The organism is Halopseudomonas nanhaiensis (assembly GCF_020025155.1).
GTDB lineage: Bacteria > Pseudomonadota > Gammaproteobacteria > Pseudomonadales > Pseudomonadaceae > Halopseudomonas > Halopseudomonas nanhaiensis.
The window spans coordinates 1,249,441-1,274,839 of the sequence record NZ_CP073751.1; the positions used below are offsets into that span (position 1 = coordinate 1,249,441).

Annotated in this window: 21 protein-coding genes; 10 read left to right on the top strand and 11 right to left on the bottom strand. The window is 58.3% G+C overall.

What is annotated here, in order from left to right; all coding sequences use genetic code 11:
• Window positions 1-73 precede the first annotated feature (73 nt).
• From KEM63_RS05675 to KEM63_RS05695, 5 genes are all read right to left on the bottom strand, one after another.
• The gene (locus tag KEM63_RS05675; RefSeq protein WP_341481927.1) at window positions 74-679 is read right to left on the bottom strand and encodes an acyltransferase; all 606 of its coding nucleotides are present in this window, start codon (window positions 677-679) and stop codon (window positions 74-76) included.
• A 229-nt stretch (window positions 680-908) separates the two neighbouring features.
• Complete coding sequence (locus tag KEM63_RS05680) at window positions 909-2,255, bottom strand: lipopolysaccharide biosynthesis protein (RefSeq protein WP_223655226.1); 1,347 nt, start codon at window positions 2,253-2,255, stop codon at window positions 909-911.
• Between the two features lie 49 nt (window positions 2,256-2,304).
• Window positions 2,305-4,521, bottom strand: coding sequence for a polysaccharide biosynthesis tyrosine autokinase (locus tag KEM63_RS05685; RefSeq protein ID WP_223655227.1), 2,217 nt, complete (start codon window positions 4,519-4,521; stop codon window positions 2,305-2,307).
• Between the two features lie 604 nt (window positions 4,522-5,125).
• Window positions 5,126-5,566 (bottom strand): arsenate reductase/protein-tyrosine-phosphatase family protein, encoded by a 441-nt coding sequence (locus tag KEM63_RS05690; RefSeq protein ID WP_223655228.1) that lies wholly within the window; start codon window positions 5,564-5,566, stop codon window positions 5,126-5,128.
• 128 nt (window positions 5,567-5,694) lie between these two features.
• Window positions 5,695-6,969 carry a DUF2235 domain-containing protein gene (locus KEM63_RS05695; RefSeq protein ID WP_223655229.1) on the bottom strand — a complete coding sequence of 425 codons (1,275 nt, stop codon included), beginning with the start codon at window positions 6,967-6,969 and terminating at the stop codon, window positions 5,695-5,697.
• A gap of 245 nt (window positions 6,970-7,214) precedes the next feature.
• Between KEM63_RS05695 and dmeF the strand changes: the two genes are divergently transcribed.
• Entirely contained in the window at window positions 7,215-8,141 is a 927-nt protein-coding gene (gene dmeF / locus KEM63_RS05700; protein WP_223655230.1) for a CDF family Co(II)/Ni(II) efflux transporter DmeF, read from the top strand.
• A gap of 17 nt (window positions 8,142-8,158) precedes the next feature.
• Here the strand turns inward: dmeF and KEM63_RS05705 are convergent, their stop codons facing one another.
• From KEM63_RS05705 to KEM63_RS05730, 6 genes are read right to left on the bottom strand one after another with little or no spacing between them, the layout of a single operon-like run.
• The gene (locus KEM63_RS05705) at window positions 8,159-9,025 is read right to left on the bottom strand and encodes a hypothetical protein (RefSeq protein ID WP_223655231.1); all 867 of its coding nucleotides are present in this window, start codon (window positions 9,023-9,025) and stop codon (window positions 8,159-8,161) included.
• 34 nt (window positions 9,026-9,059) lie between these two features.
• A complete protein-coding gene (locus KEM63_RS05710) occupies window positions 9,060-9,584 on the bottom strand; it encodes a PPC domain-containing protein (RefSeq protein ID WP_223655232.1) in 525 nt (174 codons plus the stop codon).
• A 13-nt stretch (window positions 9,585-9,597) separates the two neighbouring features.
• Window positions 9,598-10,542 carry a hypothetical protein gene (locus KEM63_RS05715; protein ID WP_223655233.1) on the bottom strand — a complete coding sequence of 315 codons (945 nt, stop codon included), beginning with the start codon at window positions 10,540-10,542 and terminating at the stop codon, window positions 9,598-9,600.
• The gene (locus KEM63_RS05720) at window positions 10,542-10,991 is read right to left on the bottom strand and encodes a putative periplasmic lipoprotein (RefSeq protein ID WP_223655234.1); all 450 of its coding nucleotides are present in this window, start codon (window positions 10,989-10,991) and stop codon (window positions 10,542-10,544) included. The genes KEM63_RS05715 and KEM63_RS05720 overlap by 1 nt, the downstream gene beginning before the upstream one ends.
• A 10-nt stretch (window positions 10,992-11,001) precedes the next feature.
• Complete coding sequence (locus KEM63_RS05725) at window positions 11,002-12,165, bottom strand: hypothetical protein (RefSeq protein ID WP_223655235.1); 1,164 nt, start codon at window positions 12,163-12,165, stop codon at window positions 11,002-11,004.
• A gap of 23 nt (window positions 12,166-12,188) precedes the next feature.
• Window positions 12,189-12,821 (bottom strand): penicillin-binding protein activator LpoB, encoded by a 633-nt coding sequence (locus KEM63_RS05730; RefSeq protein WP_223655236.1) that lies wholly within the window; start codon window positions 12,819-12,821, stop codon window positions 12,189-12,191.
• Between the two features lie 315 nt (window positions 12,822-13,136).
• Here KEM63_RS05730 and KEM63_RS05735 point away from each other — a divergent pair, with 315 nt between their 5' ends.
• From KEM63_RS05735 to KEM63_RS05775, 9 genes are all read left to right on the top strand, one after another.
• Window positions 13,137-14,579 (top strand): MBL fold metallo-hydrolase RNA specificity domain-containing protein, encoded by a 1,443-nt coding sequence (locus tag KEM63_RS05735; protein WP_223655237.1) that lies wholly within the window; start codon window positions 13,137-13,139, stop codon window positions 14,577-14,579.
• 414 nt (window positions 14,580-14,993) lie between these two features.
• On the top strand, window positions 14,994-15,503 hold the full coding sequence (gene rfaH, locus KEM63_RS05740) for a transcription/translation regulatory transformer protein RfaH (RefSeq protein ID WP_223655238.1): 510 nt from the start codon (window positions 14,994-14,996) through the stop codon (window positions 15,501-15,503).
• Window positions 15,504-16,693: 1,190 nt separating this feature from the next.
• Complete coding sequence (locus tag KEM63_RS05745; RefSeq protein WP_223655239.1) at window positions 16,694-18,145, top strand: polysaccharide biosynthesis protein; 1,452 nt, start codon at window positions 16,694-16,696, stop codon at window positions 18,143-18,145.
• Window positions 18,146-18,249: 104 nt separating this feature from the next.
• Window positions 18,250-19,530 (top strand): O-antigen ligase family protein, encoded by a 1,281-nt coding sequence (locus KEM63_RS05750; RefSeq protein ID WP_223655240.1) that lies wholly within the window; start codon window positions 18,250-18,252, stop codon window positions 19,528-19,530.
• A gap of 172 nt (window positions 19,531-19,702) precedes the next feature.
• Window positions 19,703-20,929 (top strand): glycosyltransferase, encoded by a 1,227-nt coding sequence (locus KEM63_RS05755; protein ID WP_223655241.1) that lies wholly within the window; start codon window positions 19,703-19,705, stop codon window positions 20,927-20,929.
• The gene (locus KEM63_RS05760; protein WP_223655242.1) at window positions 20,910-21,950 is read left to right on the top strand and encodes a polysaccharide biosynthesis protein; all 1,041 of its coding nucleotides are present in this window, start codon (window positions 20,910-20,912) and stop codon (window positions 21,948-21,950) included. The genes KEM63_RS05755 and KEM63_RS05760 overlap by 20 nt, the downstream gene beginning before the upstream one ends.
• 3 nt (window positions 21,951-21,953) lie before the next feature.
• A complete protein-coding gene (gene wbjC, locus KEM63_RS05765) occupies window positions 21,954-23,072 on the top strand; it encodes a UDP-2-acetamido-2,6-beta-L-arabino-hexul-4-ose reductase (RefSeq protein ID WP_223655243.1) in 1,119 nt (372 codons plus the stop codon).
• 18 nt (window positions 23,073-23,090) lie between these two features.
• Window positions 23,091-24,221: a non-hydrolyzing UDP-N-acetylglucosamine 2-epimerase gene (gene wecB, locus KEM63_RS05770; RefSeq protein WP_223655244.1), complete on the top strand. Its 1,131-nt coding sequence runs from the start codon at window positions 23,091-23,093 to the stop codon at window positions 24,219-24,221.
• 11 nt (window positions 24,222-24,232) lie between these two features.
• Window positions 24,233-25,387, top strand: a complete 1,155-nt coding sequence (locus KEM63_RS05775; RefSeq protein ID WP_223655245.1) for a glycosyltransferase — start codon at window positions 24,233-24,235, stop codon at window positions 25,385-25,387.
• Window positions 25,388-25,399: the final 12 nt, after the last annotated feature.

The window sequence follows — 25,399 nt, forward strand, 5'->3', positions numbered from 1 at the left end:
AAGCTTTCGCGTTACGCGCTGGGGGCATATCGGCGTAAGCGGTACTCCTGCTGTTAGCGCCTGGCCGATGGATTCAAACCAAGCGACCAACGTTCAACTCCCTTATTATCCGGCACGGGTTGCCCGCAGCCACTACATTAGGCGGAATCAAGCCAGACACGACGCTCCCTGCGCCAATCACCGAATTCTCGCCGATGGTTGATCCCTTCAAGACGATAGTGTTCGTACCCAAAAAAACGTTCTCCCCAATATGCACGGGTCTTCCGGACGGTTGTCGACTGTACCGCCTTGAGATATCGTCAACGGGGTGAAAGTCATTGTCGGCGATAATCACGTTGGCGCCGACCAGGGTTCCCGCGCCAATGTGGATGCTAGTCGACGCGCATATGATTGCGCCGCTTATACCCACGTCATCTCCAATGGTTACCTTCGAATTTGCGCTAAGCGTTCGAATGGTGACCTTACGGTTGACTCCTATGGCATTGAAAGCAGAAATCGATGTTAATACTGCTCGGCTTCCAATACGTATCTCGCTTCCCTTGCACAAGTCGATAATCGGCCAACCATATATGACTGGTTGCTGTCCGATTTTGGCGCCGCCGCGAAATATCATCCGGACGACGAAGTTGGTTCCAATGGTCCGCCATAGGCGCCCTTGGAGTCGGCTCAGGACGTTCATGGTATCTCGATGGTGTTGAATCGCTTGCCAAGGCAAGAAATGTGTCTCGCCGCCGTCTCGAAATTACCGAAAGAATGAATGCCGAACAACGTTTTTACAGTTAGGTTACAGCCGCTAAATTCGGTAACGCCCTTTAAGGATATATATGTGCGGGATATTAGCGACAGTATAATGCCTTCTAATTGACCGGATATTTTTGTGCGGGTGTACACCGGATAGTATAGTTGCATTAGGTTCGTGCTCCTGTTAAGTGTCGCCTGGTTTCGATTGCCATGCAGGCCACTCTTCCGGCTTCACCTATGAGTACCACAATGAGTAAGTTGATAGGCAGGGTAATTTCGGCTCCTGCCGAGTACGCTATGCTAATTGCTGCGAAAGGTAAAAAAACTCCGTATATCGCTTGGCCTTTTAGTTTACCAACACCGTTAAGTAGCATGCTGAACGCGCGTACAAACGCAGTGAGCACCATCCATAAGCCGCACACGTATAAGAGGCTTTTCTCAACTTGAACTTGAGCCTGCTTGGTAGTCCATACTGAAATTATGTCTTGACCGAAGCAGACTAGTCCAATGAAGGCAGGAATAGACACTGCTAGGCAGATGTTAACTGAACGTCGAAACGTCTTGGCAATCCACGTGCTGTCGCCGCGCCGAACCGCGTCCCCATAAGCTGGCCACAAGGGTCCGAGAACGGCCGAAAGCAACATTCCCACTAGTCCAGCTAGCCGTTGGACTAGGGCAAATGGCACTATCGCAGCGGCACCGTAGACTGCAGCTAGCGAGATAATGGGTCCAGACAGCATCAGCGATGCTCCGACTTGCGCCAAAAACGCTTGTGAGCCCGTCCTGATTAGTTGGCTCCAAGTAGATAACGAGTTTTCTTTCAATCGCGGGCGGAGATGCTTGAAGCGAACCAGCAAAAGAGCGCCGCCGGCAAGTAAGCAGATCATAGGTAGCCCTGTGTACATTGCGATCATTATTGCTAGACCCAAATCGAATTGCACTGCGAGAACCACACTAGCTAATGAAAGAAGTCGGCCTGTGATGAAAAGGATGTTTAAGATCTTTCCGTCCTGATACGCCTCGAAAATTCGTTGAAAGAACGTTGCGTACAATCCAAGTAGAAAGATATATAACATCGTGTCCATGGTTTTCTTGAGTTCTGGCACGAGTTCCTTGTTGACTGCCAATTGGGCGAGGAAAGGTTCCGCGGGCAGTAACTGATAAGCCGAAAAGATTGTGATAACAATTGTAGTGAGTAGAAAAAATGCGTTGCTTATTGATTTTCTCGTGGCTTGGAGGCGGCCTACATTTGCAGTTAGAGATTGCTGTAGTCCTATGTTTATGCCGAGGTCCGCGAACGCTAGGAATGCGAATATCCCAGTGATAGCCATCCAGACGCCGAATAGTTCTTCTCCCAGATAAGGCAGGGTCAACGGCACTGTGATTAGAGCGGCGATGACCTGAATTGCCTTGGCGAACAACGCAGCCACAGCACTGTGCTTGATCCGTTTTTCGCGTTCCTCAATTCTCGATTGGGTCTGCGGAGAGTCTAACGTATCTTTTGTGATTGTCATATGTGCGGCTGGTCTTTGGCTCTGCTTTATCGGAAGTCGTAACTTATGGTTAACTCTGTTCCGACTGATATACATAATTGTAGTAGCCGGAATTCCCGTATCCGTAAGCGCCGGCTTTCTTGAGAACTGCGTTAAAGATCGCACCTTTAAGCTGTATATCGTTTTGCTCAAACCGCCGCTTCATGACTTCGATCTCTTTTGCGCCGTTCACACCAAATCGGGTCACCACCAGACTGGTGCCTGCGCTGCGGCCTACGATTGCGGCATCGGTCACGGCGAGGATCGGCGGGGTGTCTATTATGACCAGGTCGTACTGGCTGCTGACGTTTTCTATGAAAGCGATGAAGTTCGGGTGCATCAACAGTTCGGACGGGTTCGGCGGAACCTGGCCGCGTGGCACGAAGTGCAGGTTCTCCACTTCGGTCTGCCGGATGGCCTGATCGCTGGTCAGCTGCGCCGCCAGCAGTTCGGACAGGCCATTGGTTGGCTGCATGCGGAACATCTTGTTCACATAGCCCTTGCGCATGTCGGCATCGATCAGCAGCACTTTCTGGCCGGCCTGGGCCATGATCACGGCCAGGTTCGATGAGACGAACGACTTGCCCACGGACGGGCTGGGGCCGGAGATCATCAGGATGTTGTTCTTCGCTTCCAGCCGCGCGAAGTGCAAACTGGTGCGCAGGCTGCGTAGCGATTCGATGGACAGGTCCGCGGGGTTGTTGACGGCGAGCAGCAGCGAGCTGGGACCTTTGTCGTTCCGGTCGCGGGCGCGTTTTTCCAGTGCTTCCTGGTCCTTGCTGAAAGGTATGGCGGCGTAGACGGGCAGGCCGAGCTGTTCGATCACGTCCGGGTCTTCGATGCCGCGATTGAGTGCCTGGCGCAGTAGGACAAGTGCGACGCCGACGAAGCCGCCCAATAACGTTGCGACCAGCACGATCATCGATTTCTTCGGCGCGACCGGCGCAGCGAGATTCACATCGGCTGTATCCACGACGCGTACGTTGCCCACGGTGCCCGCACGCAAGACATCCAGCTCCTGCGCGGTGTTGAGCATGGCGGTGTACACCTCGGTGGTCACTGTCACATCGCGAGTGAGGCGCAGCAGTTCCTGCTGGGTTTGTGGCAGGTTTTCGATCTTGCTCGCCAGTTCGCTGCGCTGGCGCTCCAGCTGGGCGGTCTGTTCGATCAGCGCCTGATAGGTGGGGTGTTCGCGAGTGAAGCGGCGCTCCAGTTCGGCGCGCTTGAGGTTCTGCTCGCTGATCAGCGTATCCAGCTCGACCAGCTGATCCAGTACGGCCTGGGTCTCGATGGTGATGTTTACCGACTTGTTGCTGGTCTGGTATTCGTTCAGCGCCTGCTCGTAGCGCTCCAGCTCGGTGCGTACCTGCGGCAGTTGCTGGCGGAGGAATTCCAGGCTTTGCGCCGCTTCGGCGGAGTTGCGTTCAACGTTCTGGCGTACATACAGGCGGCTGACTTCGTCCAGCACGCGGGTGGCGTAGGCCGGGTCTTCATGCTTCAGGCTCAGGGCGATGATACCGCTGTCCTTGCCGCGCTCGCTGGCGCCGAGTTCTTCCTGGTATTGCAGGATGGTGTTCAAGCGGCGCTGGCGGATCAGTTCGAATTGCGTGCCGGGGCGGGCGATGAGCTGAGCGATCTGGACCTGGAAGCCGAACTCGTCGATCTGCTGGCCTACGGTGCCTTCCACCAGCAGGTTCCCGTCTTCATCGGCAATCGCGAAGCTGGCGTGGTCGATGGCGGTGAGGGTCAGTGTTTCGCCCAGGTAGCGCGGCGGTACGTCCAGTTGAAATACGTCGATTACTTCGCCGCCCCAGGCGTAGGCATCCAGGCCGAACAGCGGCTGGGCCACGTCGCCGATTGATTCCGGCTCGAAGCGGCGGGCGGCCCAGGCGCCGATCGCCGGGAAGTGTTTGGGTGTGGCGATAATGTCCAGCTTGAGGTTCTGCACCGCCTGGCCGATCACGGCGCGGGACTTGAGCAGCTCGATCTCGGTTACCGCCTTGGAGGTGGAGCCGAACATGTCGGTCAGTTCACTCAGGCCGCTCAGGCTGCTGCCGGTTTTCTCCTCGATCTGGATCAGCGCATTGGCCTGGTAGATCGGCGTTGCCAGCAGGGCGTAGGCGATGCCGGCAACGGCGAACAGGAAGGTGAAGCCGAGGATGATCCATTTGCCGTCGATCAGGGCGCCCAGCAGGGCAAGCAGATCGATTTCATTATCGTCCTGGGTGTGAGTCTGATTCGTTTGCATGTGCAACCTTGCGGATGTAAGCGTTGAGGGCTGAGCGAACTCGAACCAAAAAAAGTTTTGAACCTTCCCTGCAGCGGGCGGTCGTATCGGATGGTCGCCTGGTGCCCATTCGTTTGGCCCGGCTGACCCTCTACTGCACGCGCCGCTCTGGCGCCTGCCTTTGAGCTGTATCGGCCAGTGCCTGCCACACGTTAGGCGCATGCAAGGACCTGCTCTGCGATCGAAACGAAAGCAGTGCGCATGTTCTGAGCGGAGTAGGGGCTGAATCGGCTTGCTGCAACCGGGTTCTGCTGGTTGCCAATCGGGGGAGATCTGGCCCGGGGGGCCGGAGGGTTACCTTCCGTTGGACAATGCTACCGCCACAGGATTTACAGTTTCTTCCTGAAGACTTCCATGTAATCGAATTTTTCACGCCATCGGTGTGGCGTCATGCTATGCATGACCCATGCCACGGTGATGGCTTAATACTGGCGCGTATTCTAGCCGCAACAGCGCGCGAAAGGTAAGGGCAAATTCACTTGCGACCAAGCGAAAAACGACCAGCGGCGCCGCACGCTTCTGGAGCGTGGGCGCTATTGTGGTGCGGTTCGGTTACAGGCTGGAGTCAGCGGACGAGATAGGGCAGCCAGGCGTTGGCGGCCTTGTCGAGGATCTGGTAGACATGCACGAAAGCCTGGCGCTGCTGACGGTACGGGTCTGGCGTTTCACAACCATTGAGCCAGCGGCCGAAGAGGAACGTCTTGCCCCGCGCCTCGGGCGTGAGCTCGCAGATCGCCTTGATATGCCGCGTTTCCATGGTGAGGATCAGGTCGGCATCGCGGACCATTTCCCGCGTCAGCTGGCGGGCCATGTGGTCGTGCAGGCTGATGTCATGTTCAGCCATGACGGCGGCGGCGGTGGGGTCTACGCCCTTGCCGACCAGGGCGCCCAGGCCCGCTGAGGTGACCTTGATGTCGTAGCCTTGCAGCTTGTGTTTGAGCAGCGCTTCGGCAGTAGGGCTACGACATATATTCCCTACACATACGATCAATATCGATTTGAACATTTGGCTTTCTTGGTTTCCGGCGCGGTGGCCACGAAAGTGGAACTGTATGGCGCAGCGGGGTGCGGGTCAAGCTGGAGGCGCGCTGCGCGCGGCGTGGTTCATGCATTTGGGCCGTTCTGTACCTTCCTCTACTCCTCGGCGGGCCAGTACACCTGCGCTGCCGGGATCGGTTCGCCATCCCAGCCGACAATCGTGACCGGACGTTTCCCTGGGGCCAGGCGTGCCTGCCTGATGACCTCCGCCAGGTTCGGTGGTCGGTAGGGGACCGGCGGTATGGCTTTATGCTCCGGTGCATCATGCTGCACGGCCTCCAGTTGCCAGCGTTGCAGGGCCGATATGTGCACCCGTTCGTTGACGGTTTGCTCACCGGGTCTGGGCTGGTTACGGCGGCTGTGTAGCGGTTTGACCCGGTTGCGGATCAGCGCGTCCAGCCTGCCGGTGGGTGGGGTGAGTACATTGCATAGCGTGCGCAGGTAGGGCCACGCGTGGCTGAGCATGGCGCGGTACAGCAGCGTGCGGCTTTCGATGCCCTTGCCGGCGATGCAGTCTTCGATTGTCTGCGCAGCCGGGTGAAGCGTCAGGTCGTCGACGGTCAACCTGGTGTGGGCGCGTAGCCGCTTGATCATCCAGTCCAGCGTGATGTCAGACAGGCGGCTGTCCGCATAAGAGCCGCCGATATTGGAGTGCACACCCGGGAACCATACCTGCTCGACCACCTGCCCGGGTGGCAGTGGCTGGTCAATCGGTTTCTCCCACAGGGTCGGCGGAAAGGCCGGGCGCTTTTCATCGATGGCCAGGGCGTGCAGGGCGACGTCGACATGTTGGCCCAGGTGCACGTCATGAAAGTACCAGCGCGAGGCGAAGGACTTGTGCCGCGCCCAGTCCCCGGGGATGCCCAGCGAACCGACGGTGTCCCATACGCCGATGCATTTGATGGGTGCCGGTTCATGCCGGCGCAGACCGCTGATGGCGGCGATGGCTGCTCGCTTGTGCTGAGCGGTCTGGTTTGAGCGGCGGATGGTCTGCAGTTCGTCCAGCTGTTCGCCCAGACAGGACGGGTGTATGACCCCGGCGATGTCGATAAGCCCGGCGAGGCTGCGCGCGGTGTAGGCGCCGCGGGAAAAGCCGAACAGATAGATCTCGTCGCCTGGGTGGTAGTTGTTGCCGAGAAAGCGGTAGGCATCGATGATTTTCTCGTCCAGCCCCTTGCCGCTGAACCCGCCTGTGATTCTGTCCCCCGGCCCGGTGCCCACGCCGCGATCGTAGTAGACGATCTGGCTGATGCCGTCTGCGCCGATGCACGGGATCAGGCGCATCAGCTTGACCACGTTGGTGATGGCGTCGCTCTTGTCGTTGCTGTTCCAGGTGCCGTCCAGGCACAGGATGAGGCGTCGTTTGATCATGAGCCTTCCCTGGTGATGTGACGTTGAGGGGAGGGTGCCTGTGGGTGGCGGGCGATTCAAATCGGGGCGGTGGGTTTGTGAAGGGGGTCTTGTTTGGCTTAGCAGGAACCTTGGGCGTCCTGCGGACGCCATCGCGGCGGGGACGCCGCTCCCACTGGGGGGTGGATGGTGCTGTGCAGAAGGCGCTGTTGAGCGACTAGGCTGTCGGTATCCAACACTGCGATGGCACCAGGATGACTACTGCGATGAACAGCACCGCCCGACCGGCCCATGACCATGTCTTTCTCGGCTCGCAACACGAAGGCAACGCCCGGCGCACGCTGTGGGTGGTGGCGCTGACGCTGGTGATGATGGTCGGCGAGATCACGGCCGGGTATCTCACCGGCTCCATGGCATTGCTTGCCGACGGGTTTCACATGGCCACGCACGCCGGCGCGCTGGGCATCGCCGCGGCGGCTTACGCCTACGCCCGGCGCCATGCGCACAGCGGGCGTTACAGCTTCGGCACCGGCAAGGTGGGGGATCTCGGCGGCTTTGCGTCGGCGCTGATCCTGGGGCTGGTCGCGTTGGGGATCGCGTTCGAGTCGGTGATGCGGCTGCTGCAGCCGGTTCCGGTCCAGTTCGGCGCGGCCATTCTGGTGGCAATACTGGGGCTGGTGGTGAACGTGGTCAGCGCGGTGTTGCTCGGGCCTAAGCACAGCCATGGGCATGAGGGCGAAGGCGCGCACGGACACGCTCACCAGCACGGCGGCGACAACAACCTGCGATCGGCCTATTTTCATGTGCTGGCCGATGCGTTGACCTCCGTCCTGGCGATCGTCGGGCTGATGGCGGGCCGCTATCTGGGCTGGGTATGGGTGGACCCGCTGATGGGTATCGTCGGCGCACTGGTCATCGCGCGCTGGGCGTGGAGCCTGATCGGTGTGACGTCGGGCGTGCTACTGGACCGCACCGATCCGCATGTGGCCGACGAGATCCGGCAGCTGGTTGAAGGGCCAGGCGATGCGGCGGTGGTTGATCTGCACGTATGGCAGGTCGGCCCGGAGGCGCTGGCGGCGATTGTAAGTGTGGTGGGGCGCGGGGAGTCGGGTGCCGAGGAGGTGCGTCAGAGACTTGACCATGTGCATGAGGTCAAGCATCTGACGGTGGAGTTTCGAAGCGGGGATGTCTGAGCGCTGCGTTCGACGCCTTAGCGACCCATCACGACCGCTGTCATCGCTCGGTTCAACTCTGGATAGATGCCCGCCGTGGCCGCGACGACTTCCTTGTACTGAGGGTGGGCTGAATGGCGGTAGTGCAGGTAGCGCCCCAGGTCTTCGACGGTTTCGAAGGACTGGTCGGAGTTTGCCTTGACGAATTCCCAGCCGCCGACGGCTTCGACCGATATCGCCGTGCCGACCGCTTTACCGATCGCGCCCCCGGCTAGCGCCAAGATGAGATTGTCGGAACTTGCGCTGAGTGCCGCGACGCTTCCCAGGGCCTGACCAACGTTAGCACCGACGGTGACGGCTATGCCTTTCTCCACCCAGGGGGTGATGGTGTCGTCTTCGGTAAAGGGGCTCATGTATTTGCCGGTAGTGCCCAGAATCGGCGACGGCAGTTTGAGAATGTCCTGTGATACGACTAAACCCTTTTGAAGGGTAAGACTGTAGGCGCCGGTGTCCTCCAGCATCACACGGACGTAATAATTGCCGTCTGGGCTGGCTGGCAGCAACGTGCGGATCTCTGCATGCGGACCGTTGGCGTTGAAGTTCTGCGGCATCATGGTGTTGGGATACTCGGTCACGTTCGAAGCGCCAGGTTTGCCGCCAAGCTCGAGTCCGCCATCGGGCCCTTGCGATCTCAGCGTAATGGTCACCGGCTGGCCGGCGGTGCCACTGAACCGGTAATAGAGATTTGAGGCGGGATAGGTGTTGGCGGCGCCCTGTACGGTTTCACCGTACTGGATTGGCTTGGCGCTGGTCGCGATAGCGGCGGCCTGTTCCGGGCTTGTAACGAGGCCGGCGCAGCCGGTGAGGCTCGCGGTAAGCGCGACTACTGCAATAAGTCGTTTCATACGGGTGCGTTCCCTGCTTTACGGTTGTGCTGATTCAAGGTTTTTTCAGAATGTCCTGCGCGGGTACCGATCCGGCCTGCAGCGTGAGCGAAAAGCCGTTCTGCGCCATGGTCGGCTGGATGTAGTAAACGCCATCTTCATCCGGCGGGAGCGTGATGATCATTTCGGAATGCTCTCCGCGCGCCCGTGCTGCCCGCGCCGCCTCGTTGTTACGGACTGATGTGGTGCTGGCAAGGATTTGCACGTTCTCGTGGCCATAGGAGTCCAGCAGCGACAGGGCGGTGTCTCCACCCTTGGAGCGCATGGTGATGGTGACGGTCTGTCCGGGCTTGGAGTTGAACTGGTAGAAGTTGAACAGCGGTATTTCGGCATCCATCATGCGGGTGCGTAGCAGAAACATCTCCGGCGCCGCCACATCGATAGTTTGGCCCATCTGGATTGGAACGAGTTCCGGTGCCGGCGGGACGTCCTCAGGGGCAACGTACGCCGCGTGTTCGATCATTTGGGTGCAACCGCTTGTCAGGCCGATCAGGGCGAGACAGCAAATCAGTTTCTTCATGGTGAAATTCCGTTCAGCGGCTCAACTGTGGTGCCATCGACTGCATCAGCTTGAGCGTCAGCTCCCGTGAGATGTAATCGACCGTGAGGGGGGTGGTGTACTGTTTCTCATAGCCGTTGGCGGTGGCCACGTAGCTCTGCGCGCGCTGGTCGCCTTCGCCATTCAAGTAGGCTGAGGCGATGATCTGGCCGGTCTTGATGTTCTTGCCGGTCGCACGGAAGTCATAACCGAGCGCGGAGGCGGAGCGCGTCACCTTCACCTCGACGAGGATGTCGGCAAAGCCATTGAGTGCGGACATCTCATTCTGCGTGATGGAGATGGAACCGTCTGCGCCTTGGCTGTTAGGGTTCTTGTGGGCGGCCTGGCGGAACATCATCGCACGATCCACTACATTGGCGCCGGCACCGAGAAATACCTGGGTGATGGCATCCTCGAACTGCCATGTCCATTCTTCTGACGGATCCACCCGGCGGCCGGAGGTATCGACTGCGTGCCGTGTGGTCAGCGTGGCGCTGCGGTCACTGCTGTAGCTGGCGTCGGCCGTCTGCAGGTCCGGACCGGTAACGCTGGCGGTCTGGTTGCTGGTGACGCGCAACTGCTGGTAGCCGGGTATCCACTCGCGGACTTCTTCGCTCAGCTGGCGGTTGAAATACACCGCCATGCGGGGGGAGCCGGCAGCACGATAGGCCGCGCTGAAGCTGGCGGTGATGGTCTGGGCGGCCTCGGCATTGGTGTCACGCGTGGGTTCGGTTATGTAGCGCTGTTCGCCCGGGTCGCTGGCCGCAGGCGGCGGTGTCCAGCCAGAGCTGATCTGCCCGGCCGGAGTGGTCTGTTCCAACCGCGATTCGCCCAGATCCTCATCGAACGGGGTGTGCGAGTCGGCGAAGACGACCGGGGCAGCCATCGCTGCGCTGATGAACAATGCCAGCGTGCAGGTTCTGATTGGCAGGCGGTTCATCAGCGAGCTTCCCGAATTTCAATGTAATAATGCGCTACGCCCTGCACGCTGGTAGATAGCTCGCGATAGCCGTTGACCGACTGCGGATCCAGATAGAGGCGCTTCCACTGGCTGGGCGCCTCCATCGGCACGCCAAGGTCATCGAGGAACTGCGTGCGGCCTTCGATCTGCAGCGGATGGTCGGTACGGTTGCGAATCACGGCGAAGGCTTCCAGGGTGCCGGTCTGGGTGCGACGGGCGCCGGAGCGCTCTATGGCGAGCTTGCCGGAGCGACGGTCCTGCAGGGTCTTGTCCAGAATGACCACGCTATCCAGCGTCACGCCGGCGTTCGGCGCGCGGTCATCGCTGATGCGGACGCCGGGTTGGGCACCTTCGTTACGGTCGACGGAGGAACAGGCGGTCATGGCCAGCAGCGCGCTGGCCAGTAGTGCGGCATTGCAGATTTTCATTGCGTGTACCTCATTTGGTATCTACGTCCGTTGCTCGGCGCGCCCGGACCCAGACGAGCCCCCGGCCCTGGTCATCAAAATGAATAGCGGCGGTCTGGCTCAGCTCGGGCAGCACGGTGCCGTTGCCATCGACAAAGTCCACCCGCACTTCGCGCTCGCCCTTGGGGGCGGCCATGGTGTGCACGTGAACCATGTCGGGCAGATTGTTCCAGAAGCGGTTGTCGGCCCGGGCGGTGACTTTAGCGGTGGCTAGCGTGGCGAGGCCGGCTACTGCGGCGACCCCTGCGAATGCACCGCCGGCAGCGCCGAACAGAGGCGCGAAGCTGGCAGCGTTGCTGGCTACACCCGAGACGTTCGCCGACACCGTCTGGGTGGTCTGCTTGAACTGCACCTGACCGTCGAGAATCCCGTCAACCGGACGGCCGCCACGGGTGGACGCCTGCCAGAAGATGCTTTCCATTGGCAATAGATCGATGGTCTGGCCGTTGCTGGTCAGGCGTGCCCCAGCCTCGGTGAAGCGTTTGCCCTGGCGATACACCAGCAGATTGCCGCCGATGCCGTCCTGCAGCTTGCGTGGCGCTTTGCCGGTTTCGACGATGACCAGCACGTTGTGCGAGGCGTCCGGCGGCGTGAGAGCAGGGCGCAGCCCCTGTACCTCGGTGAAGCGTTCACTGGCCAGGTCCTTCGCGCCGAGTACATGGGATGACCAGGCCTCGAGAAACATCAGCAGGGCGAAATCGGCACGATGCTGCGCCTCTTCAGCGAAGGCGTCCTGCAGCAGCCCGCTCTTGAAGCTGGCGCGGGCGTTCTCATAGTCGCCTGCGTACATGTCGAGGATGCCGCGGTAGTAGAACGCCATGGCGCGTTCGTAGGGTTCCCCCTTGAAGTCCTTGGCGCCCTCGTTCTGCCACAGTCCGCGGGCCGCGGCGGCGCGCTCGTTGTCCGCGTAGACTGCGGTCACGCCCGCCAGAGCCTCATCGAACAGCCTGGCCGACTCGTCCCGCAGGCCCAGATCGAGCGCGACGGTGGCGGCCTGCAGCTGGTTGAGTACCAGGTTGTTGGCGTCATCGGTCTCTATACGTTGGATCGCGTCCGCCAAAGGTTCCGGCTGGGCGACGGCAACAGTCTGCCAGCCCGCCATCAACAGCGCGGGCAGTAATAGTCCTGATCGCATGGCATGGGTCCTTATGCCGGGTCCTAGCGGTAGATCACATCGTCCTGCGCGGTCTTCTTCATCTCGTACATGCCGGCCCAGACGACGGTGCCGTATTCCATGTCGATCATCTCGAAGGTCAGCTGCTGATAACGCGATGTGGCGCTGGAGTAGGTGTCGACCGCGTCGGCCGAAGTAATGCGACCGACCAGCCGGAAGTCCGCGCCGGCAGTGCCCTGGGTGCTGCGGATGGTGCCGGCATCGGTCACGCCGGCGCGCTTGAGATCACGCTCTGCTTCGACCATGGCAGCATGCTCGCGCCCGATGAACACCATGCGTCCCTGAGCCGCGCGTTGCAGCTCGATACGCAGCCGGTCGGTGATCATGTTCTTGTTGATCCGCGAGGCGCTTTCGTTGGTGAAGTAGGCCGAATCGAGGATGATCCGCGGAGGTGTGGCGCGACGGGCCAGGGCAGGGTTGGCAAGCATGTCGCGCATCATCTGGTCGGTGACGGCAACGATGTCCTGCGATTCCAGGCCGATGCCCTGGACGGTTGAGCTGCTGGTGCGCACATCTTCGTAGATGGTCTGGCGGCCGGCGGTGTTGTTGACTGCGGTGCCGGCGCAGGCGGAAAGCAGGAGCGCACAGGCGACGACGGAAATCGGACGGTACTGCATAACACGGTCCCTCGCATGGCACCGAACCTGGCGGATCGGCGCGTTAGGTTTATGTCCTTTCGTCGGAATTTGACCATTGCCGGGAACTTTCGGCAATCGTCTGAATTGATGATGACGAACGGGCGCGGAGTATGATGGCTCAGTGCTACTTTCGGAAGCCCCATTCGTCTGTGCAGGACAGCCAGCGGCTTGGGCAGAGGAATGAAAGGCGGAGCGGAAGGTTGGAATGGTCCTGTCATGTGAGAGAGGTCACGGCTAGCGATGCGCCATTACGGTAAGGTTCCGCCCACGTTTTCCAACGCAAGGGATTGTGCAATGAGCGGAACCTATCCATTCATCGAGCACCACGGAGCGGTGCAGGGTGTGACCGGGTCGTGCCATCAACTATGGTTGACGGAGCACGACAGCCTGCTGGTCGATTGCGGCATGTTCCAGGGCGCGGAGCTCTCCAACGCAGGGGCGGGTGCAGGCAAGCTGGAGATCGAGTTCGACCTGTCCAGCGTGCGAGCGCTGATCGCCACGCATGTGCATATCGACCATATCGGCAGGCTGCCCTGGTTGATCGCGGCCGGGTTCAAGGGGCCGGTGCATTGCACGGAGCCGTCAGCAATGCTGATGCCTGCTGTGCTGGAAGATGCCTTCATGCTGAGCGTTAAACGCGATCGCGACCTGACAGAGAAATTTCTCGCGCTTGTGGAGCCGATGCTGCAAGGGCACGCCTACCGCGAATGGATCTCGCTCATCGATCGGGACGACCTCGTTTGTCGGGTCCGGTTCCGGCAGGCAGGGCACATTCTCGGGTCGGCGTGGGTTGAGGTGGACGTGCGCTACCCCGCAACCGGGGCGAAGCATCGCATTGTGTTCTCCGGTGATCTTGGCGCGCCGCATGCGCCCTTGCTGCCGCCACCGAAGTCGGCCTGGCAGGCGGACGTGGTGGTGCTGGAGAGTACCTATGGCGACCGCCTGCACGAAGACCGCCGCACTCGCCGCGAGCGCCTGCAGAAGGCGCTGGAGTCGGCGCTGGCCGATGGCGGAACGGTGCTGATCCCTGCGTTCAGCATTGGCCGTACGCAGGAGCTGCTCTACGAGATCGAAGCGATCATCTCCAGCGCAAAAAAGCGCAGCAAAGGCGGGCCGGGCAAGAATCTTGACTGGGAGAATCTGCCGATCATTCTGGATGCGCCGCTGGCCACCCGCTTCACCACGCTATACCGCCAGCTCAAGCCATGGTGGGACAAGGAAGCGCTGCGCCGCGTGCGTCAGGGCCACAAGCCGCTGGGGTTCGAGCAGTTGCTGACGGTGGACTCGCACGACAAGCATATCGCCATGGTCAATCGCCTGGCCCAGACGAAGCAGCCGGCCGTGGTGATCACCAGTAACGGCATGTGCAGCGCCGGGCGGATCGTCAACTACCTGAAGGCCATGCTGCATGACCCGCGACACAACGTGCTGTTCGTCGGCTACCAGGCACGCGGCACCCCGGGGCGGGACATTCAGCAGTATGGGCCGGGTGGCGGCTGGGTCGAGCTTGATGGCGAGCGCTATGACATCCGTGCGGGCATCGAGACGCTGGGTGGCTATTCCGCGCACGCGGATCAGAAGGGCCTGGTGAAATTCGTCACCGGCATGCGCCACTGGCCCAGGCAGGTGCGGCTGGTGCATGGCGATGACGCAGCCAAGCAACGGCTGGCGGGGTTGTTGAAGGAAGCAGCGCGGCGCAAGGGTGTGGCGATGGAAGTGGTGATTCCGACCGCGTGATTCCGCTTTTTGTAGGAGCGGGCATGACCGCGAAGGGTTCGCGGATGCTGCATTCGCGCCCAGGTGCGCTCCTACAGAGGTAGGCAGCAGTGGGTGTTATCGGACCTGGCCGCGAAGCAGGGTGCTCGGACTCCGCTTTCGCGCCCAGGTACGCTCCTACGGCCCGGCGGGAGCTTGCCGTTTGCCGGCCGAAGAATTGGTCCATTCCGCTAAAGGCCTTGCACCACGGGCGCGCAACGCGAGCCTGTTCGCGCGAGTCATCGTGGAGTGCAAAAAGAGCATTTGTACAGAAGGTCGCCGCGCTATTATATTGGCATCGCCGCGCTGCGTAGCGCCCCAGGTTTTTACCGGCGGCAATTATTTGGCAACAACGAGCATGGATGCATCGTGCAAGGCTTAAAGGAGACAGACAGGATGTCTGGCAATCAGAGCAGTTCCCCCCAGTGGTATCTCATCCAGTGCAAGCCCCGCCAGGACGCCCGCGCTGAAGAGCATCTGCGCAATCAGAAATTCCCCTGTTACCGCCCGGTGCACCCGGTCGAAGCCATGCGCCGAGGCAAGCGCGTGATGCTCGACGAATCCCTGTTCCCTGGTTACCTGTTCATCAACCTCTGCCAGACCACTGACAGCTGGCACAGCATTCGCTCGACGCGCGGTGTAGCGCGGCTAGTCACCTTCTGCGACCGTCCGGTGGCCGTGCCGGGTGACATCATCGTAGACATTCGCCAGCGTCTGGCCACCAACAAGGCACAGCCGCTTTTTGAGTCGGGCTGCAAAGTGACGGTGTCCGATGGGCCGTTTCGAGATATCGAGGCGGTGTTCTGCAAAGCAGATGGAGAAGATCGTGCGGTGATCCTGCTCAACCTTTTGCAGCGTGAGCAGTTGTTGCATATTCCGCTCAGAGCGCTAAAGGCAGCGGGTTGATCTGACCTGCATGCTTAAAGAACTGTGCGCAGCGAAGCGCAAGGACTACAGCCGCAGCTCAGTGGATCCACGAAGACACCGCGACATGCGGTAGCACAAGCGTCTGGGTAACTCTATTTTCAGGACACCCTGCCGTGGCTCTCGTGAAAAAAACGCCTTTGCGCGCGCCGGTTAGGTCACTGCTAATGGGGTGCGACGCGAGGTTCCATAAAAAGTGCGTGGATTGGAGCGGAGTAGTTCTACTGACAAGCCGGCCACCTCTTATAACTCCAGCTCCTCCTGTTCGACCGGCAAGCGAGAGGGATACCTTTACGGAGCAAACGAGCAGATTGCGCGCCCACCGAAGCTTAGCTGGTAGGCGATGTAACGTCTTTGAGACCCAGCAAGGCACCGAAGGTAACCCGAGAGGCGGTATCCATCCCTTCGCCGCCTCGGGCGAGACTTCGTGATGCTGCTTCGCCTGAGAAGTCATTGAAAAACCCGGCAACCAAGGAATCGCTCCTCAAGAGTGGCCAAAACTTGCTACAAGCTTTAAGTGCAAAAACGCCTGATGCCGTGCCCCTGAAAGTTCCGCCTACAGTTTAGATACGATAGAGGGCAACGCGATATATCGTGCAAGACTGGGGGCCAATACGCACCAATTGCGAGCGGGCGATCCGTTGGGATGACCCAGTACTCGCGATCGACTGGCCGCTCCGCGATAGGTTGACTGTTGTCACAAGGACGAAATTGCTGGCCCGCTTTTGGAACGGTACGTGGATGAGTGAGTCTATGTCTAATTGATCAACGTTGGCGCTTGTTGGTTACTCAGCTCGAAGGTCAAGACAGAGCACAATTTGCCGCCATCGATTCGCTTGACGGTGACCAGCTGCCCATTTTGCGCTGACAAGGTCACCCCGGAGCGTCTATCATCTCGCCTGCGCCTGTCAGGCCATTATTGAAGTATGCTATCGAAGGTGACTGTTGCGCGTCGCAGACCAGCCTCAATGGAAAGCAGTAGAAATCTCGGGGCGGTAGCGTGCGCGATGCAGCCAGCCGGCTGTGCAAGAGCCTTCTTACGCCACGCGGAGGCTTGGTGATCCGGGTTCGATGCTCAGGCTCACCGATGTAATTCTGTATTTGGAGCCGAGTTTGCGACCTGCTGAACGAATATTCCTGACGAACGAGCTCTGCGTTGGAAAACTCCCCGGATGAATTCCTCGACCTTCCTCGGGAAGCTCTTGTTGTACGTTCCGGTCAAGCTGATCCCTGCGGCTACCGGCATATTCTTTATCGTCCTCCTCTATTCGGTTCTGCCCGAAGGTGGATATGTCAGCTATTCAGTGAGCATCGCGAGTGCTCTGATCGCTGCGCAGTTGGGTAGTGCATGGATAGGTAATTCCTATATTTACTGTGTGGCAAGCGCCGATAATCGAGCGACGCTTTTCTACAGCTGTCTATGGTCCGTCCTTATTATAGCCCCCGTGGCGGCTATAGCTGCCGGAGTCGTATCGACGGTTTTCGTCGACGATTATGCGTTCTACAACGTCGTGCTGCTGTGCTTCAGCCAAGCGTTGTTCTTTTTCCTTTCTTCGGTGTATCAAGCGACGTTTCAGGTGCGACATCAGTTGGTCGCCATCCTCCTCCAGGCGGTCGGCCAAGTCGTGACCGTCCTTGTGATTTTCGAGCGGATAGCAGTGAACTACAAGTTTGCAATCCTGTCGCTATCGGTTGGCTATCTCGCGGCATCCTTGTTTCTCCTGCTGGTTAAGCTGAAGGAGCACGGTGCGGAAAACTTGATCGTAGGGAAGAAAGCCTTCGTAGCCAGTTTTACGGCCATATATCAATATGGCTCTGCATTGTCGCCGTGGATGCTCGGAATGCTGATCATGGCTGCCGCAGACCGATTTGCTCTCGGGCACTATAACCTTGCGGGGGGTGATGCCTACCTCTCTTTGAAAGACTTGTTCATAGGCGCGTCGGGGCTATTAAGCATGCCACTGCTTATGATGGTCCATTCGTTGTTGATCAATCGATTCCGCGAAGGCCATTTCGCGATTGACATCGTCGAAGCTTCAATTTCCTTTCTGGTTATTGCCTTTGCCGCGTTATGGGTTGCGCTAGACCTTTGGGGGCTCGAGCTTTTCGAGCGGATTGCTGACAGGCAAGTCGGTTTGTCGATAAGCACCATCTTTCTGGCATTCTGCGGCGTTTTTCTGGCTTCCGTCTCGGTTTACGCTCAAAAACGGATGGAGGTGCACCGCAAGATAGGTAGGCTGGCGATACTTTCCATAGGCTGCGCTCTGGTCTCGATCGTACTCTGTTTCATCGCAGGCGCGACAGGAAAGATTCTCGGTGTCGCTGTTGCCGCCGTGCTCGCACAAATGCTGTATCTGGCTGTCTTGATGTACACTCTTCGCAAGAAAATTCAGCTCGTCAAATTCTGCATGCCGATCCTTTGGGCATTTTTACTATTCGGCATTGGGGAGCTATTGAGCCATGCCATGGGGCCGTCAAGAAACTCGTTGGGATATTGGATAGGTAGCCTCATGTTGCTCGCAGGTTTTTCTTTTTTCGCTTGTCTGGCTCTCTGGAAGGGTATCGATTGGAAATCCTTCACAGAACGGGGACGGCGGACATCCATAAGACGAAGCCTGGCTTGATGGAGAGTAGCGTTCCACGCGAAATGCACTAGATACGACTATTAAGGATCCGGATGCTGGATATATTTAAGCTGCACCTAACCCTCGGCAGGAGCGACGCGCTAGTGGCTATCGTTGCCGCTATGATGTGTATCCCCATCGTGCTGTTTCAGCTACTGGGCTATGACATCAACCCTGCCTTTTTCTTGGTTCCTCTGATTGGACTGGGGTTCTTGAATGACTTCGATCGCACGGGGGCAGCCTACATACTTTCGATGGTAGCTGGTGTTGTTTCGATATTTGCAGCGGAAGCGGTATCGCCTGACGGCGAGACGATCAGGCACCTTCTTTCGTTAGTCCTTATCATGTTCGCGCCTTCATTCTTGTTCTTGGGGCGATTTTTAGCGAAGAGTAGCGGGATTAGCCGGATTTTCTTCTGGTTTTCCATGTTTTCATCGATATTCCTGATCGTGGTCGCTGCCCGCGTGATTCTTCTGGACCAAGCCGTGAGGATTTACATAGGTTCTCTTGGCTTTGCGGCCATGAACGCCGAGTTTCTAGGACTGCCGGTTTTTGCGACCTTCGGGGTTCTCAGCCTTGCGCACCTAATTTGTTTGCAAGCCATGATTCTTTGCGGAACTCTAATTGGCGGTGTGGCGAACCGGTGGCTATCAGCAGTAATGTGGCTCGCTCTTTTATCCGCATCGTTTCTGATCTTCGGAAGTGAGTCACGCAGCGCGCAGCTGCTGTTGATCTGGATTTTTGGGTCTGTCGTCCTATTTGCATTTCGCGATCGACAGAATGCGCGAAAAGCTCTCTTCGCGCTTCTCGCCCTTGTCGCTGCGTTTGGTCTCACTTACGTCAGAGGTATAGAGGCGAGTCGGATGTTGTCTTCGCTGGACGCGATCAAGGGGCCAGCGTCTGCACAGGAAGGGCACTTGTCAGGAACCGCAGAGGCAGACAGGGTCTGGCAGGAAAAGGCCGATCAGTTTGCCACGGGTCGCATTCAACTTCTCGTTGAAGGTGTAAGTGAGGCGGTAGCCAGCCCGCTCTTCGGCAATGGTTTCTCAGGGTACGGTCGATATACGTCAGAAGAGATTTCTCCGGGCTTGGCAGCCAATACATCTACTCACGTTTATTTCCTCACGTTGGTCTGGAAAGGAGGATTGATTTTCTTCATTCCATTCATCGCCATGCTCTTTTTCAACCTGAGCTCGGCAGTTCGACGCACCAGGATGAGTGAGCCTTCGCCCGAGCGCTTTTTTGCCTGGTCGGCAGTCTTGATGGCTTTCGGCCCGATGGCGCTAGTCTGGGATATTTTGATAGTTCCAAGCGCCGGAGCGGTGGCGTTTTTCCTGTTCGGTATGCTCGGCGCAAAGAGACACTCAGTAGGCCCGAGCGCGTAGCGTTTTGCGCGCTGCCGACAGTGGTCAGGCCTTCTGTTTTGCCTGGGGTCTGGACGTTACTATCGCTTCGCTTGGTCCGTGGCAGTTGTTCTGGCGTATACTGCGCTCCGCTTTTTGTTTCACCCGTCAGCGCCCCGACCGCGACCGTCATTACGATCAGCACTGAGAATCTATGAATATTCTGTTGGTGGGTTTTTGTGTAAGCCCGGACTATTTCGAGAGATACACTGCTGGCGATGCGCTCCCTCAGGTTGCGGCGTACAAGCTTGAGTCGCGATTCTTGCGTGCTTTGCGCATTGGTGGGGCGCGTGTGCGGACGATTTCCACAGCGGCAGTCTCGACTTATCCACGCAATCCGCACGTGCTCCTGCCGAGTCAGACTGGGCAAGCTCAGGACGGGCGCGGGGCACGGGTCCTTCCGCTGATCAACTTGCCGGTGTTGAAACTCGCGTCGCGCTTTTTGGGGGTGCTGACCGCGTTGATTTCTCAGCCCAGGTCCGAAAAGCCGGTGGTTTGCTTATATTCGGCCCATACGCCAAATCTGCTCGCTGCGTATTTGTACTCGACGTTCGTGTCGGCTCCCTTCTTCGTGTACGTGCCGGATCTGCCGGTTTATATGGATATGGGGCTCAACCGGTCGTTGCCTGTCAAATGGCTGAAAAGGCTGGACGTCAAACTGGTAGATGCCATGCTGGCTCGGGCGAGTGGCGTTTTTGTCGCTGCCAAGCCAATGGCTGAGGACAGTTCCGCCTGGGCGCATGTGCCTGCGCTAGTAGTGGAGGGAATATGTGATGACTCGGTCGCGGTGGATGTTGAGTATCCGGCTTCACTACCCGACTGCTCAGGCAAAAAAATTATATTTTATGCTGGTTCGGTTAACCGCGCTTACGGCATTGTCGAACTCGTCGAAGCGTTCAAGAGGGCGGGATCTTCCTACGAGCTCTGGCTGTGCGGCCGTGGCGACCTAGAGGACTACCTGCGAAGCCAATCGCAGGATTGCGCTGCGATCAAATACCTCGGATTCGTACCGCCCGCGCATGCTCAAGCTATTCAGCAGCGTGCCTCGTTGCTTGCCCTGACCCGTGACCCAGCGGAAAAGTACACTCGGTACTCATTTCCTTCCAAGATTCTGGAGTACATGGCCAGTGGTGTCCCAGTCATGACAACCAAGCTTGATGGGGTTCCTGCAGAGTACGATGCCTATCTGAACCTCATTGAAGAATTCTCGGTTGATTGTATAGCGCGGACAATCGAAAGATTGGACCGCATGGATGAAACCGTTTTGCTGCGAAAAGCTGACGATGCCCGTGACTGGCTCTTGCGTGAAAAGACCAGCGGTGCAGTCGGCGCAAGAATCGTGCGTTTTGTGGAGGCGAATTGTGAACGAATTTCAAGGTAAGACTCTTCTGATCACCGGCGGCACTGGCTCCTTCGGTAATGCCGTGCTCAAACGGTTTCTTCAGTCCGAGTTGGGCGAGATCCGAGTTTTTAGCCGCGATGAAAAGAAGCAGGACGACATGCGGAAGATCTACAGTCATCCCAAGCTGAAGTTTTACCTGGGGGACGTCAGAGATTATCCGGGCATTCTGAATGCGACACGCGGGGTGGATTACATATTTCATGCAGCCGCCCTAAAGCAGGTTCCGTCGTGTGAGTTCCATCCGATGGAAGCGGTCAAGACCAACGTGATCGGTACTGAAAACGTGCTGGAAGCGGCGATCCAGAATCAGGTCAAGCGCGTGGTGTGCTTGAGTACCGATAAAGCGGTGTACCCGATCAACGCAATGGGTATTTCCAAGGCGATGATGGAAAAGGTCATGGTTGCCAAGTCGCGCCACGCAGATGATGCCAAGACGGTCATCTGTGGCACTCGTTACGGCAACGTGATGGCATCCCGTGGCTCTGTCATTCCCCTATTCATCGAGCAGATCAGAGCGGGCAAGCCGCTGACCTTGACCGATCCGAACATGACTCGCTTCATGATGACGCTCTCCGACGCGGTCGACCTGGTCCTGCATGCCTTCGAGCACGGCACCAACGGCGATATCTTCGTGCAGAAAGCACCCGCTGCAACCGTGGAAACCCTGGCGCGCGCGCTGGTTGAACTGCTCGACAAACCGGAACACCCGATTCAGGTAATCGGAACGCGTCATGGTGAAAAGCTGTACGAAGCACTGCTCAGCCGCGAAGAAATGGCCGCCGCTGAAGAGGCAGGTCAGTACTTCCGGGTGCCCCCGGACCTGCGCGACCTGAACTACGCGAAGTATGTCGAACAGGGTGAAGAGAAAATCTCCCGTAGTGAAGACTACAACTCTCACAACACCGAACGGCTGGATGTGGAAGGCATGAAGCGCTTGTTGTTGAGACTCGAGTTCATGCGCGCGATCCAACGTGGCGAATACGCAACGCCGGAGGAATAGCCGATGAAAGTGCTGATCACCGGAGCGAACGGCTTCGTAGGCAAAAATCTTGTTGCCCACCTGGGGGAGCGCAAGGATGTCGACGTTCACACGTTTACCCGCGAAGACTCATTGGAGCGCCTCGGCCAACTGGTCGGGGATGCGGAGTTCATTTTCCACCTGGCGGGGGTGAATAGACCGGAAGACCCAGCGGATTTCACCATAGGCAACACGGATCTCACCCGGGCGCTCTGTGATGCGGTCGCCAGGAGCGGACGCGAGATCCCGTTGATATACACCTCGTCCATTCAGGCCGAAAGTTCCAACCCCTACGGCGAGAGTAAGAAGGCAGCGGAGCAGTCGCTGATCGACCTTGCATCGTCGACCGGTTCTCCGGTACACGTTTTCAGGCTGCCGAATGTGTTTGGCAAGTGGGCCCGGCCCAATTACAACTCGGCTGTCGCGACCTTCTGTCATAACATTTCACGTGGTCTGCCCATCAAGGTGAACGACCCTGACGCCCCGCTTCGACTGGTTTACATCGATGACGTGGTGGATTGTTTCGTTTCTCTTATGGACGGTAAGGTCGACGGCCAGCCGTTCATGGACGTCGACCCGGTGTATGCCACCACAGTCGGAGCTCTGGCTAGACAGATTCAGGCATTTCGAGACAGCCGCCAGACGCTCACGACGGATGCCGTCGGTACTGGTCTGACGCGCGCGCTTTATTCCACCTATCTGAGCTATCTGCCGCCCGAGAGCTTCAGCTATACGCTCCCCAAGCACGGGGACGAACGCGGCGTATTCGTCGAAATGCTCAAGACGAAGGACTCGGGGCAGTTCTCTTTTTTCACCGCGCATCCGGGTATCACCCGCGGTGGCCATTATCATCACTCGAAAACCGAAAAGTTCCTGGTTATCAAGGGTCAGGCTTGTTATCGGTTCCGACACATCGTCACGGGTGAATTTTACGAGCTGTTCGCATCGGGTGATGAGCCAGTAGTCGTTGAAACCGTACCCGGCTGGACCCATGACATTACCAATGTCGGAAGTGACGAAATGCTGGTGATGCTCTGGGCGAACGAGATTTTCGACCGGGAGCGGCCGGATACCTACGCCAGGCCGGTGGGCACTGAAGCTTGACTGCTACAAGGATTTCAAATGAAGAAACTTAAGGTCGTGACGGTGGTGGGCACCCGTCCGGAAATCATTCGGCTTTCTCGGGTCATGGCAAAGCTGGACGAACATTGCGAACATATCCTGGTTCACACTGGCCAAAACTACGATTACGAACTCAATGAGATATTTTTTCAGGACTTGGAAATAAGAAAGCCTGATCATTTTCTCAACGCGGCCGGAGCCAGCGGAGCGGAGACAATCGGCAATGTCATCATCGCTGTGGACAAGGTCCTGGCTCAGGTTCAGCCAGACGCTTTGCTGGTGCTGGGCGATACTAACAGCTGCATGGCGGTCATTCCTGCCAAGCGCCGGAAAATCCCGACTTTTCATATGGAGGCGGGTAACCGCTGTTTCGATATGCGGGTTCCGGAGGAGATCAACCGCCGCATCGTCGACCATACTGCAGACATCAACTTGACCTATAGCACCATCGCGCGGGACTACCTGCTGCGCGAGGGGCTGTCACCGGATATGGTCATCAAGACCGGCAGCCCGATGTACGAGGTGCTCAACCATTACCGATCCGGCATCGAGAATTCGGACATACTCCAACGCCTGGGACTGGAAGCTGGCAAGTTCTTCGTCGTGAGCGCTCACCGGGAAGAGAACATCGATTCGGATGCCAACTTCTCCGGCTTGGTCGATGTGCTGAATACCGTCGCGGAGCAGTACGGGTTTCCGGTCATCGTATCGACGCACCCGCGAACCCAAAAACGCGTCGATGCACTCGGAGTCGATTTTCATCCCAATGTCCAGCTCCTCAAGCCGCTGGGCTTCAAGGACTACAATAAGCTGCAGCTTGCGGCTAAAGCTGTGTTGTCCGACAGCGGCACGATCAATGAAGAGTCATCCATCCTCAATTTCCCGGCTTTGAATATCCGTGAAGCGCATGAGCGGCCTGAAGGCATGGAAGAGGCTGCTGCGATGATGGTGGGACTGAACAAGGAGCGTGTCTTGCAGGGGCTCGCGATATTGGAGGGCCAGCAGCGCGGTGAACAGCGAACGCTTCGGTTGGTTGGCGATTACAGCATGCCGAACGTGGCAGAGAAGGTCGTGCGCATCGTCCACAGTTATCGTGATTATGTGATGCAGAACGTCTGGAAGCGCTTCTGAGGGCCGGGCACGTGGGACGCAAACGTACCGACCTCGCAATCGTGAACCGTAGCTTCTGGCCTGACAGCCAGGTGATTGGCGAAGGTTTGCTTCAGTTCGCTGAAACTGCTGCCCGAGACCACACTGTCTGCGTTCTGACGCAGACGAGTGGTAACCTGGAGCAAACCTTGGCTGACGCTGGCCGGGGAGCGAATGTCCAGATACGTGCCTGTCGATCCTACACGACTTCCGGCAGCGGCTTGGCCAAGCGTATCGCGGAGGCCATTTTCTTCATGGCGTGGACGTTTTTCAGCCTGGTCCGCGTGAAGCCTGCGACGGTTTATGTCTCGACCAACCCGCCGGTAGTCGTACCCTTCGTGGTGGCGGTCTACTGTCGATTGTTCCGGGCTGCCTATGTTTACCACCTGCAGGACATTCATCCCGAGGCCGCAAACATTGTGGTACCGCTGAATCGGCTGGTCTTCAAGGTACTGCAAGCGTTGGATAACTTCACCATCCGGAATGCGGCGGCGGCGGTGACCCTGTCCGAAGACATGAGAACCTACATCAACGCTCGCGCTTCAGGTGACATACCAATACACCTGCTCGATAATCCCTCTTTCGACAGGGTGCCAGCGCAAACGGGTTTGCCTGAGGGGGATGTCGTGTTCTGCGGCAATGCTGGCCGGTTGCAGCGGATCCCGTTGGTGGTGGCGGCGATACGCGCCTATTTGAAGGCAGGCGGTGGCCTACGGTTCACCTTTGCCGGCGGCGGAGTACACGCTCAGGATATCGAAGCATTGGCGTCGGAATATGAGCAGGTGCAATACAAAGGGGTGATCTCCGCGGTCGAGGCGGCCGAGCTGGTGGCTGGACATCGATGGGCGTTGCTGCCCATCGATGACGAGGTTACGCGTTACGCTTTCCCCAGCAAGTCCTCCGGTTATGCGCTCTCCGGCGCGGGCGTACTGGCCATATGCGGTGAAGGGACGAGCGTCGCGCGCTGGGTGCGAGATCTGAATCTGGGTGTCGTTTGCGAACCAGAGCACGATGCGCTGATAGCTTGTTTTTCGTCTCTGGAGGGTGCGTCTGCGCCGATCACGGTGCCTGACGAACTTAGGGAGCGGCTGCAAATCTCGCATTTCGCACAACGTCTTACAGATATCACGCTTGCCGGCGGCGCATAACAAGTGGTGGGA